Raw genomic sequence first — 13,461 nt, 5'->3', positions numbered from 1 at the left:
GGTGACGATCGCCGATGTCATCGCGCCGGTTCCAGCACACCCCGTCCGGCGGTGCTCATGGACGAACGGAGGCGCCTTTCGCCGGTCGCGGTGGCCGATGCTATCGGGCCAATTCCAGCACGCCCCACCCGGCGGTGCTCACGTACGAGCGGCCGGTGGGGTCGTGCCAGGTCACCGCGGTGGTGCGGGCGGCGCCGGTCGCGTCGTTGACCTGCACGTCGAAGCCGAGCAGCCGGCCCGGCTCCGGAGTGATCGTCGGCAGCGCGATGGCCGCCTCCACCTGGTAGCCGCCGGGCACGAGGCTCACCGCGCTCGCCAGGTTGTCCTTCACCCCGGCGGCGTCGAACGGGCCGCCGACGGTCTGCCGGCCGGAGAAGGAGACCCGGTACTGGCCGTCGTCGTCCTCGTAGCCGCTGGTCTTGCCGTTCCCCGGGTCGACGAAGATCTCCACCGAGTCCTGCTGCCAGGCGTCCGGCGACTGCTCGCTGAGCTCGGGGTCGGCCACCTCGGCCAGCACGTACAGGTGGCCGGCGTCCCACATGGCCCGCACGGTGGCGGTGGCGCCGGCGGTGCCCTGGATCCAGGTGGCGGTGCGGATTCGCGGGGCCCGCGCCCAGGCGGCCTCCGCGGTCCCGTCGACCACCGGGGTGCCGCGGACGGCGGTGGCGAGCTTCACCGGCGCGGTCAGGGTCAGCTCGCCGGTCCAGGTGACGGTGCTACCGCGCGTCGTGTCCCGGGCGGACAGCTCCAGCGGTACCCGGTCGCCGAGCGCGGCGGCGGCGGGCAGCAGCGCCTCGACGCGGTATCCGCCGGGCAGCGGGCGGGTGCGGTACCAGCCGGCGTGCCCGGTGCGGCCGGCGGTGCGCGCGGTGCCGGCCAGCCGCAGGGTGAGGGTGTCGGCGGGCCGCGCGGTGGGGTCTTGGACCTCGGCGAGCACGGCGATCCCGCCGGGCGTCCAGCGGGCCTGGAAGCCGGCGGCCAGGTCGTCCACCCGGGCGATCGGCGTGTCGGGCAGCAGGTCCCACTGCCGCTCGCGGGCCGCGTCGATCCGTACCTCGCCGCGCGGCGCGTCCAGCCGGCGGGTCAGCGGGGCCAGCCTCGCCGGGTCGGCGATCCCCCAGTACGCGGGTTTGGCCTGCAGCTCGTCGTCGAACGGCAGCGGCGGGTTGAGCCGGGTGATCGGGAAGGACGACAGCCAGGTGTCGTCGTCGGCCAGCCCCCACAGGGTGACCGACGACAGGCCGGCGGCCTGCCGGCGGAACACGTCGAAGATCTCCTTGTACCGGTACCCCTGCCGCAGCAGCACCTCGGCCGGCACGGTGTCATAGGAGGACACGAAGTCGGGGTAGACGCTGACGTCCAGCTCGGTGACCTGCTGGCGCACCCCGAGCCGGGCGAAGGTCTCGATGGTCTTCTCGATCTCCGCGGCGGGCGGCTGCTCGATGTTCACGTGCAGCTGGTGGCCGACCGCGTCCACCGGCACGCCTTCGGCGCGCAGCTTCTTCACCAGGTCGTACACGGCCTTGCGCTTGCGCGGGAACTCGGTGTTGTAGTCGTTGAGCACCAGGGTGGCTCCGGGGTCGGCGGCCCGGGCGGCGCGGAAGGCGGTGCGGATGAAGTCGTGGCCGGTGATGAGGAACCACGGACTGCGCCGCATGCCGTCCGGCCGGTTCTCGTCGACGACCTCGTTGACCACGTCCCAGCTGTCGATCTTCCCGCGGTAGCGGGTGACCAGGGTGCGGACGTGGTCCTCCAGCCGGCGCAGCAGCAGCGCCTTGTCGGCGGCGGACGCGCTCAGGTCGCGGTCGCCGTCCTTGAACACCCAGTCCGGGGTCTGGCTGTGCCAGGCCAGCGTGTGGCCGCGGACCTTGAGTCCGTGCTCGGTGGCGTAGCCGACCAGATGGTCGGCCTCGGTGAAGGTGAACTCGCCTTCCCGGGGTTCGGTGGCGTCCCACTTGAGGGAGTTGCCGGTGGTGATGCTCCCGTAGTGCCGGGTGAGCAGCCGTGCGTGCTCGCCGAGGGTCTGCGCGCGCTCGACGGCGGCGCCCAGGGTGAACGGCACGGTGTCCTTGAGCGGCGGGATGTCGGTCTGGATGGGTTTGGCCGGCAGGTAGGCGAGGACGAAGTCGTCGATGGCGAACGGGAAGTCGCCGCTCGCGGACTCCAGGTAGACGCTGAGGAAGTCGGCGTCGTGGGCGAGGGTGTAGGAACCCGACAGCCGTGTCCACTGCCCGGCGGGGACGGCGGTGGGGGCGACCACCCGGTCGTAGCTCGGCGTGCCGCCGCTGCGGCGCTCCACCGACAGGCCGAGCTCGCCCGCGGTGACGTCCGGGCCGAGCCGCACCCAGACCGACAGCGTGTACTTCGACCCCTTGGTCATCTTGCCGAGCAGGCTGAGCGCGGGGCCGTCCCAGGACGCCGCCCGGCCGGTGGCCAGCAGGCTCGCCGACCCGCCGTGCGCCTGGGCGGTGTCGACGGTGAGGGTGGCCGAGGCGCGCGGCGACCAGCCCTGGGCGGTGCCGCTCTCGAAGTCGGTGGACAGGCCGGTGGTGCCGGGGTCGGTGTCGGCGGTGATGGTGACGTCGTCCAGGTAGTACCCGGCGGTCGCGTCGGAGCTTTCGGCGTACAGCAGCAGCTCGGAGTCGGCGGTGTAGGTGTAGCCACCGGAGATCTCCACCCAGCCGTCGTCGGTGGCGGTGCCGGCGCCGACCCGCTCCCAGGTGGTGTCGCCGCCGGCCGGGGTGCGCTCGACGGTGAGGGCGATCGTGCCGGCCGGCGTGCCGGGAGCGAGCCGCGCGTACGCGGTGATCTGGTAGGTGACGCCCTTTTCCAGCGGCGGGCGGACGGCGGCGCCGTGCCAGGTCTCGGTGCGGCCGGCGACGCGCAGCGCGCCGGTGCCACCGTGCGCGGCGTCGGTGGTCGCGGTGACCGCCACCCCGGATCCGCGCGGCTGCCAGCCCTGCCCGGCGCCGTCCTCGAAGTCGTACTCGGCCACCGTCACCGCCGCCGCGCGGGCGGCGGCGGCGGCGGGGAGGTGGACGGCGGGCAGCGCCAGGCAGAGCAGCGCGGCCGCCGCCCGCAGTCGGGCGAACCGCATGGTGGTCTCCTCGAGGTCAGGTCGGGGACGGCGCGGCCCGCCGGCGGCTCCGGCGCTGCGCGGCCGGTCAGGTGAGGTTGCCGGCCAGCAGTTCGATCAGCCGGTCGCGCCGGGTGCAGGCGCCGAGGGCGAAGGAGTCGGCCAGCGCGAGCAGTTCCTCGTCGGACCGGCCGGCGAACCCCGCGGCGTACTCGGGCAGCAGTGCCTGGGCGATGAGGATGTGCCGGATGAGGTCGTCGGTCTGGTAGCGGGCGCCCCACGGGTAGGGGTCCCACTCGGGGGCCTCGGTCTCCATGAGCCGGTGCAGCGGCGCCAGCTCCTCCTGGGTCTCCTCCATGGTGGAGCCCCAGCGGTCCGCGCCGAGCCGCTTCTTCTTGGCGATGAAGTCGCCGAAGCGGCGCATGTACGGGCCATCGGGGTCGGCGTACACCAGGCCCTGCAGGCCGACGTCCTTGTAGGTCCACAGCGACCAGCCGGCCTCGTGCTGGTCGTAGATCTCCAGCTGGTCGGCCAGGATCTGGTAGCGCTGGTCGTCCACCGCCGGGTCGCCGGTGTACACCGGGCCGAACTCGCCGACCCACAGCGGGGTGCCGGTCTCGCGCTGGAAGGCGGTGCGCTTCTCGAAGGCCCGCTCCAGGTGGCCGCGGTCCACCCATTCCCCGCGGGTGTACCCGGGGTAGGGGCCGCCGTGCGCGAAGCCGGCCAGGGCGTAGTCGTGGCAGACGAACACCGTGTTCTCGTAGACCTCCCGGAAGATCGAGAAGTCGGTGGAGTAGGTGTTGCCGTCCAGGAAGAGCACGTGCCCGGGGTCGACCGCGCGCAGCGCCTTGACCAGCCGGTCGTAGAACGGGCCGACGACCCGGCCGTCCACGTCGCCCGGCTCGTTGATCGGGTTGTAGCCGGCCACCCACGGGTCGTCCTTGTACCGGTCGGCCATCGCCTCCCACAGGTGGACCACCCGGTCCTGGAAGTGGCGGTGCCGCCAGAACGAGGCGATGTGGGTGGGGTTGTCGGAGTGCCAGTGCTGGTTCTGCGCGCCGGGCAGCGCGTGCAGGTCGATCACGCTGTAGATGCGGTGCTCGCCGAGCAGACGCACCACCCGGTCCAGGTGGCGGAAGCCGTCCTCGATCAGCTCCATCGGCCGGTCGTCGGACTCGAAGTGCCGGTAGTTCACCGGGATGCGCACGCAGTTGACGCCCATCCCGGCGAGCAGTTCGGCGTCGGCGGGGCCGAAGAAGGAGGTGAGCAACCGGTCGAAGAACATCTCCTGCCGGTCGTCGCCCAGCACCCGGCGCACGGCGTCGCGCATGGCCGACTCGTTGGCCGGATAGCCGGTGATGAAGTTCTCCATGTTCATCCAGCCCCCGAGGCCCACCCCGCGCAGACGCACATGGGTGCCGTCGGCCGCGACGAGGCGGGATCCGGACACACGAAGGGTCATCGAATCTCCTTGGTGGGAAGCCGGCCGGACCGGGGGCCCGGCCGGCCGTGAAAGCCGTTGGACAGGAGTGCGGGGCGGGTGCCCGGGGTGCGGCGGCGGGTCATCCCTTGGACGCCCCCGCGGTGAGCCCGCCGATGAGCTGCCGCTCGGCGACACCGTAGAACGCCAGGGCGGGCACCATCGCGAGCATGATGTAGGCGAGGATGCGCCCGGTGTCGGAGGAGTACTCGCCGTAGAACTGCTGGACGCCGAGCGGGATGGTCCACCAGCCGGGGTCGTTCAGGATGACCAGCGGCAGGAAGAAATTGTTCCAGCTGGCCACGATGGCGAGCACCGAGACGGTGGCCAGGGCCGGCCGGGCCATCGGCAGCAGGATGCGCCAGAAGAAGCCGAAGGTGCCGCAGCCGTCGATGGTCGCCGCCTCCTCGATCTCCCGGGGAATGGTCCGGAAGAACTGCCGGAGGATGATGATCGTCACCGGCAGGCCGAACGCGGCCTGGGGCAGGATCACCCCGAGCGGGTTGTCCAGCAGCCCGAGGCTGCGCAGCAGCACGAACAGCGGCAGGATCGCCACCGCGAACGGGAACATCAGCCCGACGGCGAACAGCGTAAAGATCACCTCCCGGCCGCGGAAGGCGAAGCGGGCGAAGACGAAGGCGGCCATGGCGGCCAGCCCGACGACGATCACCGTGGTCGCCAGCGCGATGACGACGCTGTTGGCCAGCTGCCGCCAGAACGAGAAGGAGAGGATGATGTCGATGTAGTTCGACGGCACCCACGGGTCGGGCAGGCCGAAGGCGTTGTACGACAGCTGGCTGGTGTTCTTGAAGCCGCCGATGGCCGCGAACAGCAGCGGGACCACGACGATCGCGGCGAGTACCGCCACCAGGAGCTGGAGCAGGACCGAGCGGGTCCGGCTGCGGCGCAGCGCCGCTTCGGAGGTGACGGTCATCGCTGGTCTCGCATGGTGGTGATCGCTCCTTCGGTGTCGCGCCGCAGCACGAACCGCTGGTAGGCCAGCGCGAAGATCAGGCTGAGCAGGAACATGACGACGCTGATGGCGGCGCCGTAGCCGATGTTGGCGCGCTTGAAGCCGAACTGGAACATGGTGACGGCCATGGTCTCGGAGGAGTGGATCGGCCCGCCGGAGGTGAGCACCCAGACCAGGTCGAACAGCTGGATCGCCCCGATGACCGACAGGAAGACGCTGATCCGGATCGTCGGCCCGAGCAGCGGCAGCGTGATGTGCCAGAAGGCGCGCCACCGGGTGGCGCCGTCGATCTCGGCCGCCTCGTGCAGTTCCTTGGGGATGCCCTGCAGGCCGGCCAAGTAGATGATCATGTGGAAGCCGAAGTACTTCCAGCACATGACCATGAACAGCGACATCATGACCGTCGAGGGCTCCGACAGCCAGCTGGACTGCAGCGCCTCCAGCCCGACCGCGGCGAGGATCTGGTTGGCCAGCCCGTCCTCCGGCGCGAGGATCAGGCTGAACAGCACGCCGGTGATGACCTCCGACAGCATGTACGGGGCGAAGAACAGCAACCGGTAGAACGCCCGGCCGCGCATCCGGCGGTTGAGCAGCACCGCGATGAACAGCGACAGCGGCAGCTGGATCACCAGCGACAGCAGGATGAGCAGCCCGCCGCGGCGCAGGTCGCCGAGGAAGACCTCGTCGCCGAGCATCCGGGTGTAGTTGTCCAGCCCGATGAAGTTGGTGGGCGGGCCGAGGCCGTTCCACTTGTAGGTGCTGAGGTAGATGGCCACCCCGATCGGGGCCAGCACCAGCAGGCCGAACAGCACCAGGGCGGGGGTCAGGTACCCGGCGATGACGGCGAAGGCCTTGAGCCGGCGTCGCGCCCTTCGGGGATCGCCGCCCGGCCCGGCCCGTAGCGGCGGGTCCGCGTCCACTCCGGGACGCGCGGCCGCGAGCTGAGAAGTCATGTCGCTCCATCCACGCCCGGGCGGGCCGGACCTGAAGGTCCGGCCCGCCCGGTCCGGGTCACTCCGACTTGGCGGTCTCGGTGATGGCCTGGGCCACCTGCTCGGGGGTCTTGGACCCCGCGATCAGCGCGGCCACGCTGTCGTTGACCTCCTGGCCCACCGCGGGCGGGTAGGCCTGGTCGAGGTAGAGCTGGAAGCCCGAGGCGCTCGCGAGCGTCTGGGCGACGACCGAGAGGTTCGGGTCCTTGACGTCGCTCTCGCCGCCCTTGAGCACCGGCAGCACGGCGCCCATCTTCACCGCCTCGCTGAGCGAGTCCTTGTTGGAGATGAAGCGCAGGAAGTCCACGGCCTCGGCCGGCGCGTTCGCGCCCACGGCGTAGCCGCCGCCGCCGCCGAACGCGTCATTGGGCTGTCCCTTGCCGCCCTCGACGCTCGGGAACGGGAAGAAGCCGAGGTCGTCGCCGAGGCCCTTGCCGTTGTCCTTCTGGGTGATCGGTGCCCACTGGCCCATCAGCTCCATGGCGGCCTTGCCGTTGCCCATGATGGCGCCCTGGCCGTTGTTGGTGCCGTACGCGGCGCCGAGGAAGCCCTTCTGGAACGGCTGGAGGTCGACGAGCTCCTTGAGCTTGGCGCCGGCCGTGACGAAGTCGGGCTTGGTGAAGTCGTCGTCGACCGCGGCCTGCTTGAGGGCGTCCAGGCCGGCGATGCGCATGGCGAGGTAGGCCCAGTAGTAGTGGCCGGGCCACTTCTCCTTGCCGCCCAGGGCGATCGGGGTGATGCCGGCCGCCTTCAGCTTCTTCACCGCGTCGAGGAACTCGGTCCAGGTCTTCGGCGTGTCGGTGATGCCCGCCTTGGCGAAGTGGGCCTTGTTGTACCAGAAGCCGACCATGCCGATGTCGTGCGGGATGCCGTAGGTCTTGCCGGAGAACTGGTAGGCCGACAGCGCGGCGGGGGTGAAGTCGGCCAGCCAGGTGGCCGCCTCGGAGGACAGGTCCTTGACCAGACCCGCGTCGACCTGCTGCTTCAGCACGCCGCCACCCCAGGTGGTGAAGATGTCGGGGGTCTTGCCGGACTGGGTGACCGTGGTGAGCTTGGCCTTGAACGCCTCGTTCTCGATGGGTACGTTTTTGATTGTGACGTTCGGGTGCGCGGCCTGGTACTCCTTGACCTTCTTCGCCCAGAAGGACTTGAGCGGCTCGGCGGTGGAGATGTTCCACCACTCGACCGTCACCTTGCCCCCGCCCGACGACGCGCCTCCCGCCGCCTCACCCTTGTCTCCCTGGCCTCCGCTGCAGCCCGCCAGGGCCAGCGTGGCGGCGGCCAGTATCATCGCACTTCGCCGGCTCAACGACATCGCAGTTGTTCCTTCCTGATCTACGAGGCCGCCGGCGAAGGACCCGCGACCCACGCAAGTGAGCCTGAAAGTTTCTTTTACACCCCCGAATATTTCGTGACCCGGAGAGTACGTTTCGGGCGTGTATCGCGTCAATAGCCGTCCGGGAAAGCACGCCGATGACTCCGCTCGGTACCCGTTCGATGCGGTATCGGCGACCGGGGGGCGCTCCCCCGAAAGCTTTCGGCTACACTCCTGCACATGTCAGGCAAGAGACGGGTCACCATCGCCCTCATCGCCGAGCAGGCCGGGGTGTCGGTCCCGACGGTGTCCAAGGTCGTCAACGGCCGCCCGGAGGTCGCCCCCGAGACGCGGCGCCGGGTCGAGCGGCTGCTGCACGAGCACGGATACCGCCGGCGCACCGGCCACGGTGACGGCCCGGTGGGGCTGGTCGACCTGGTCTTCGCCGAGATCGAGAGCCCCTGGGCCATCGAGATCATCCGCGGGGTGGAGACCGCCGCCCGCGAGGCCGAGGCCGGGGTGGTGGTCTCGGTGCTGCACACCCACTCCGGTCCGGGGCGCGACTGGCTGGACCGCATCGCGGCCCGCCGCACCGACGGGGTGGTGCTGGTCGCCTCCAAGCTGACCCGGCGGCAGCACGGCCAGCTGGTGGCGCGGTCGATCCCCTTCGTCATCGTGGACCCCGAGGGCGAGCCGGCCCCCGAGGTCTCCTCGGTCGGCGCCACCAACTGGCACGGCGGCCTGGCGGCGACCCGGCACCTGCTGGAGCTCGGCCACCACCGGATCGGCATGATCGGCGGCCCGCCGGAGATGCTGTGCAGCCGGGCGCGGATAGACGGTTACCGCGCGGCGCTGGAGACCGCCGGCGTGCCGGTCGACCCGAGTTACATCCGCTACGGCGACTTCCTGGTCGACTCCGGCCACCGGCAGGGCGCCGCGCTGCTGGAGCTGGCCGACCGGCCGACCGCGATCTTCGCCGGCAGCGACATGCAGGCCTTCGGCGTGCTGGAGGCGGCCCGCCGGGCCGGGCTGCGCGTGCCGGAGGACCTGAGCATCGTGGGCTTCGACGACCTGCCGCTGGCGCGCTCGGCCTGGCCGCCGCTCACCACGGTCCGCCAGCCGCTGGAGGAGATGGCGGCGCTGGCCACCCGCATGATCCTCGACATCTCGCGCGGCGACGCCTCCGAACCACGCCGGGTCGAACTCGCCACCGAGCTGCGGGTGCGCGACAGCACCGCCGCGCCGCGGCCGCGCTGAGCCGCGGGGACACCGGCCGGCGCGGCACGGGCGGTCTTGACGGGTGCCGGTGGCCCACTTAGGTTGGGTGACGAAAGTTCTCGGATCAATTCCGAAAATTTCGAAAGGACCTCCGGTGCCCGGACCCCCCGCCGCCCGCCCCGCCTTCCCCGTACCGTTCCCGATGTCTCACGAGCGTTGGGAAAGCGCTTACCGGGCCATTCTGGTCGATGCCGGCGCCCGGCGCCAGCCGGGAGGGGGTCGATGATCCGGGTCGCCGTCGTCGGCACCGGGGGCATCGCCCGCTACTCGCACATGCCCTCGCTGGCCGGCGAGGCGCACCGGGCCAAGGTGGTGGCCGCGGTGGACGTGGACGCGGCCCGGGTGAAGGCGTTCTGCGCGGAGTACGGCGTCCCGGCCGCCTACACCGACCTCGAGGAGATGCTCGCGGCCGAACGGCCGGACCTGGTGCACATCTGCACCCCGCCGCACGCGCACGCCGACCAGGCCGTCGCCTGCCTGTCGGCCGGCGCGTGGGTGTGGGTGGAGAAGCCGCCGTGCCTGTCACTGGCGGAACATGATCGGATCACGGCGGCGGAGCGCGGCACCTTCGCCGCCGTGGTCTTCCAGCAGCGCTTCGGCTCCGGCGCCCGGCACCTGCGCCGGCTGGCCGCCGAGGGCGCGCTCGGCCGGGCGATGGTGGCGCTGTGCGTGACCGCCTGGCACCGCGACCACGAGTACTACGCGGTGCCCTGGCGCGGCACCTGGGAGACCGAGGGCGGCGGGCCCACCATGGGGCACGGCATCCACCAGATGGACCTCATGCTGTCGGTGCTCGGCGACTGGACCGAGATCCGCGCGATGGCCCGGCGGGTGGACCGGCCGGTGGAGACCGAGGACGTGTCGGCCGCCTCGGTGCTGTTCGAGAACGGCGCGGTCGCCACCGTGCTCAACAGCGTGCTCTCCCCCCGCGAGGAGAGCTACCTGCGGTTCGACTTCGAACGGGCCACCGTCGAGCTGCGCCACCTGTACGGATACGACAACGAGAACTGGACCTGCGCGCCGGAGGAGCTGTGGCGGCCGCCGGACGCCGTGCCGAGCGGCCACGCCCCCCAGCTCGCCGCGCTGCTGGACTCCTTCGAGCGCGGCGAGCGGCCGCCGATGAGCGGCGCCGACGGCCGGCAGGCGCTGGAGCTGGCCACCGGGCTGTACGCCTCGGCGTTCACCGGCCGGCCGGTGCGCCGCGCCGAGCTGACCCCCGACAACCCCTTCTACCATCGGCTCAACGGAGAGGTGGCGTCATGACCGCGGACCGGACGGCCAAGTTGCGCGACACCGGCACCGAGCTGGTCGCCGAGGCCGGCGGTGTGGAGCTGCTGCGCTACGTCTACCAGCCGGACATGGCGGAGTTCGAGGGGCGCAAGCCGTACTTCCATCCGCTGCGCAGCACGGCGGGCGACGTGGTCACCGGGTACCGCCCGAACGACCACCGCTGGCACAAGGGCCTGCAGATGACCGCCTCGCACGTCTCGGGGCAGAACTTCTGGGGCGGCGGCAGCTTCGTGGACCCCGAGCAGGGCTACGTCGACCTGCCGAACCTCGGCACCATGCGGCACGAGGAGTTCACCGCCCCCGGGCGCGAGCGGCTGACCTGGCACACCCAGGCCGGGGAGCACTGGGTGGACGAGGAGCGCGGGCTCGCCGTCCGCGACGTCGAGGACGACTCCTGGGTGCTGGACTTCTCCACCGCGCTGACCAACGTGCGCGGGGAGCCGCTGCGCTTCGGCAGCCCGACCACCGCCGGCCGACCGATGGCCGGGTACACCGGGCTGTTCTGGCGCGGCCCCCGCGCGTTCACCGACGGCGTGGTGACCGCCGAGGGCGGGCAGGGCGGCCCGGAGATGATGGGACGCACCGCCGGCTGGCTCGCCTACACCGGCACCCACGACGAGGTGGACCGCGCCTCGACGCTGCTGTTCCTCGCCGCGCCGGGCACCACCTGGTTCGTGCGGACCACCCCGTTCCCCGCGGTGAACCCGTCGCTGGCCTTCTTCTCCGAGGTAGAGCTGGCGCCCGGCGACACCTGGCGGCTGGCCTACCGGGTCGTGGTCGCCGACGGCGCGTGGGACCGCGACCGGCTGGAAGCCTACGTCCGCGACCACCCCTGGCAGGCCGAACCCGGCCAGGTGCGCGCGTGACCGCGGCGCCGGGTGCCACCGGACCGGCGACTGGAGCCAAGGCCGGCACCGAGACCGGCACCGAGACCGAACTGGAACCCGACGGCGCCGGCTTCCCCGGCGGGGTCGGCGTGTCCGGGCTGAGCGTGTACGACTGGGAGTCGGCCGACGGGCGGTGCGGCGGGTCCCCGCACATGCACCTGCTGTGCGCCGAGGCGTACGTGGTGGTGGCGGGCGCCGGCGCGGTGCAGACGCTCACCTGGGAGGGCTTCGCCGAGACGCCGCTCACGCCCGGCGCGGTGGTGTGGTTCACCCCGGGCACCATCCACCGGCTGGTCAACGAGGACGGCCGGCTGCGGATCGTGGTGGTGATGCAGAACAGCGGCCTGCCCGAGGCGGGCGACGCGGTCTTCACCTTCCCGCCGGACGTGCTCGACGACCCGGCCGGCTACCGGGCGGCCGCGGCGGCGGCGGACGAGGAGGGGGCCCGCCGCCGCCGCGACCTCGCCCTCGCCGGATTCCTCGCGCTGCGCGAGCAGGGCCGGGAGGCGCTGGCGGACTTCCACCGGCGGGCCGCGGCGATCGTCGCCCCGCGGCTCGGCGCCTTCGAGGACCGCTGGCGCGCCGGCGCGCTGCGCGCCGCCGAGGCGACCGGCGAGCAGCTGGGCGCGCTGCGGGCGGGCGAACTCGGCCACCTGCGCCAGGCGCGGGTGCGGTCGGCCGAGCCGGGCCCGCGCCTTGGCATGTGCGGCCGGTTGGACACCTATCCGCTCTTCCGGCCCGGCCCGGCGGAGTAGCCGGCGGAGGCTATCCGCCGGCCTTCTTCGCGCCTTCCGGGCCGGCCGGCCCGCGTTCGCGCCCGCCCGCGCGGGGCGGCAGGCCGGGGCGGGGTCAGCAGGCGAGGGCGGGGCCGGCAGGGCGGGGCGGGTCAGGGCACCGAGCGGATCCGGCGCACCAGCACGGCGCCCAGCACGGACAGCGCGGCGGCGGTCAGATACAGCACCGGGTAGCCGCCGAGCCCGGTCACGATCGGCCCGGCGATCACCGGGCCGAGCACCTGGGGCCCGGAGTTGGCGATGTTGATCACGCCCAGGTCCTTGGCCCGGCCGGCCGCCGCGGGCAGCACCTGGGTCACCAGGGCGTTGTCCACCGCCAGGTACACCCCGAAGCCGAGCCCCATGATCACCGCGGCGGCCACCACCACCGGCCAGCTCGGCCAGAAGGCGAGCATGACGGCGGGCACCGCGGCGACCACTCCGGAGAAGGTGACCAGCGCGCGGCGCCGGCCGAGCCGGTCGGACACCACGCCCGCCACCACCGCGGTGACCACCACCGTGGCCGTGTAGATGAGGATCAGCGTGAGCAGGCCGGCCTCGGCCTTCTCCCCGGGGAACACCTGCTCGTAGCGCACCGCGTCGGTGAGGAAGTACAGCAGGTACAGCAGCGCGATGGCGTTGCCGAGCTGCATGAGGAAGCGGGTCAGCCAGGCCCAGGCGAAGTCGGGGTGGGCACGCGGGCTGATCCAGAAGCCGCGCAGGAACGCCCGGCGGGCGAACGGCGGGCGGTGCGCGGCGGGCAGCGGCGGGTCGGCGGTGGCCAGCACGAAGGGCAGCGCCAGCAGCGGCACCAGCGCGCCGATCAGCAGGTAGCCGGCCGCGTTCCCGGTGACCACCGCCGTCACCAGCACCACCGCGGCCACCACGCCGAGCGACTGCGGCACGCCGATCCAGCCGGAGACCTCGCCCCGCTGGCGCACCGGCACGTGGTCGGGCACCCCGGCGGTCAGCGCGGCCTGCATCGCGTTGAGGCCGGCCTGGGCCAGGCACCAGCCGGCCAGCACCCCGATGATCGAGCTCTGCGTGGCCAGCACGGCCAGGCCGAGACCGCCCGCGACGGCACCGCCCAGCGTCCAGGGGTGCCGCCGGCCGAAGCGCCCGGCCGTCCGGTCCGACAGCGCGCCCGCGATCGGGTTGAACACCAGGGCCACCGCGGCGCCGGCCCCGGTCACCCAGGCCAGCGCCGCCGACTTGCCCGCCGGGTCGATCGCGGCGACCTGCTGCGGCAGCAGCACCTGCAGCGGGCCGAAGTAGCCCATCCACAGGGCGAGGTTCGCCAGCGAGATGAGCGCGATCCAGCGCGGCCGGACGCGAGCCACCGGCTCGGCGAGCGCCGCCGGCACCCCGCCGGGCCCATCCGGCGGGGCCGCCGCGCC

10 protein-coding genes are annotated in these 13,461 nt (G+C 72.6%); 4 read left to right on the top strand and 6 right to left on the bottom strand.

Annotation, left to right across the window (positions count from 1 at the left end; genetic code table 11):
• Positions 1–100: 100 nt before the first annotated feature.
• The 5 genes from Sru01_RS06650 to Sru01_RS06630 form a co-directional block, all read right to left on the bottom strand.
• Complete coding sequence (locus tag Sru01_RS06650; RefSeq protein ID WP_203982980.1) at positions 101–3,097, bottom strand: endo-1,4-beta-xylanase; 2,997 nt, start codon at positions 3,095–3,097, stop codon at positions 101–103.
• 67 nt (positions 3,098–3,164) lie between these two features.
• Positions 3,165–4,538: a glycoside hydrolase family 5 protein gene (locus Sru01_RS06645; protein ID WP_203982979.1), complete on the bottom strand. Its 1,374-nt coding sequence runs from the start codon at positions 4,536–4,538 to the stop codon at positions 3,165–3,167.
• A 100-nt stretch (positions 4,539–4,638) separates the two neighbouring features.
• Positions 4,639–5,490 carry a carbohydrate ABC transporter permease gene (locus Sru01_RS06640; RefSeq protein ID WP_203982978.1) on the bottom strand — a complete coding sequence of 284 codons (852 nt, stop codon included), beginning with the start codon at positions 5,488–5,490 and terminating at the stop codon, positions 4,639–4,641.
• On the bottom strand, positions 5,487–6,482 hold the full coding sequence (locus Sru01_RS06635; protein ID WP_203982977.1) for a carbohydrate ABC transporter permease: 996 nt from the start codon (positions 6,480–6,482) through the stop codon (positions 5,487–5,489). The genes Sru01_RS06640 and Sru01_RS06635 overlap by 4 nt, the downstream gene beginning before the upstream one ends.
• A gap of 58 nt (positions 6,483–6,540) precedes the next feature.
• Positions 6,541–7,836 (bottom strand): extracellular solute-binding protein, encoded by a 1,296-nt coding sequence (locus Sru01_RS06630; protein WP_239137025.1) that lies wholly within the window; start codon positions 7,834–7,836, stop codon positions 6,541–6,543.
• A 240-nt stretch (positions 7,837–8,076) separates the two neighbouring features.
• On the opposite strand from Sru01_RS06630, the gene Sru01_RS06625 reads away from it, so the two are divergent.
• The 4 genes from Sru01_RS06625 (at position 8,077) to Sru01_RS06610 (ending at position 12,046) form a co-directional block, all read left to right on the top strand.
• Positions 8,077–9,093, top strand: a complete 1,017-nt coding sequence (locus tag Sru01_RS06625) for a LacI family DNA-binding transcriptional regulator (protein ID WP_203982976.1) — start codon at positions 8,077–8,079, stop codon at positions 9,091–9,093.
• A gap of 243 nt (positions 9,094–9,336) precedes the next feature.
• Entirely contained in the window at positions 9,337–10,377 is a 1,041-nt protein-coding gene (locus Sru01_RS06620) for a Gfo/Idh/MocA family protein (RefSeq protein WP_203982975.1), read from the top strand.
• Positions 10,374–11,270, top strand: a complete 897-nt coding sequence (locus Sru01_RS06615; protein WP_203982974.1) for a DUF6807 domain-containing protein — start codon at positions 10,374–10,376, stop codon at positions 11,268–11,270. Before Sru01_RS06620 ends, Sru01_RS06615 begins: the two co-directional genes overlap by 4 nt.
• Positions 11,267–12,046, top strand: a complete 780-nt coding sequence (locus Sru01_RS06610) for a cupin domain-containing protein (RefSeq protein WP_307811967.1) — start codon at positions 11,267–11,269, stop codon at positions 12,044–12,046. The genes Sru01_RS06615 and Sru01_RS06610 overlap by 4 nt, the downstream gene beginning before the upstream one ends.
• Before the next feature lie 131 nt (positions 12,047–12,177).
• Here the strand turns inward: Sru01_RS06610 and Sru01_RS06605 are convergent, their stop codons facing one another.
• Positions 12,178–13,428: an MFS transporter gene (locus Sru01_RS06605; protein WP_239137044.1), complete on the bottom strand. Its 1,251-nt coding sequence runs from the start codon at positions 13,426–13,428 to the stop codon at positions 12,178–12,180.
• Between the last annotated feature and the right edge of the window lie 33 nt (positions 13,429–13,461).

It is taken from the genome of Sphaerisporangium rufum, assembly GCF_016863395.1.
GTDB classification, from domain to species: domain Bacteria; phylum Actinomycetota; class Actinomycetes; order Streptosporangiales; family Streptosporangiaceae; genus Sphaerisporangium; species Sphaerisporangium rufum.
Note: the sequence above shows the minus strand (reverse complement) of the source record. Positions and strands in the feature narration are given on the sequence as shown.

Coding starts and splice junctions, on each gene's coding strand:
- Sru01_RS06650 (WP_203982980.1), bottom strand. CDS start 3,097: ATGCGGTTCGCCCGACTGCGGGCGGCGGCCGCGCTGCTCTGCCTGGCG.
- Sru01_RS06645 (WP_203982979.1), bottom strand. CDS start 4,538: ATGACCCTTCGTGTGTCCGGATCCCGCCTCGTCGCGGCCGACGGCACC.
- Sru01_RS06640 (WP_203982978.1), bottom strand. CDS start 5,490: ATGACCGTCACCTCCGAAGCGGCGCTGCGCCGCAGCCGGACCCGCTCG.
- Sru01_RS06635 (WP_203982977.1), bottom strand. CDS start 6,482: ATGACTTCTCAGCTCGCGGCCGCGCGTCCCGGAGTGGACGCGGACCCG.
- Sru01_RS06630 (WP_239137025.1), bottom strand. CDS start 7,836: ATGTCGTTGAGCCGGCGAAGTGCGATGATACTGGCCGCCGCCACGCTG.
- Sru01_RS06625 (WP_203982976.1), top strand. CDS start 8,077: ATGTCAGGCAAGAGACGGGTCACCATCGCCCTCATCGCCGAGCAGGCC.
- Sru01_RS06620 (WP_203982975.1), top strand. CDS start 9,337: ATGATCCGGGTCGCCGTCGTCGGCACCGGGGGCATCGCCCGCTACTCG.
- Sru01_RS06615 (WP_203982974.1), top strand. CDS start 10,374: ATGACCGCGGACCGGACGGCCAAGTTGCGCGACACCGGCACCGAGCTG.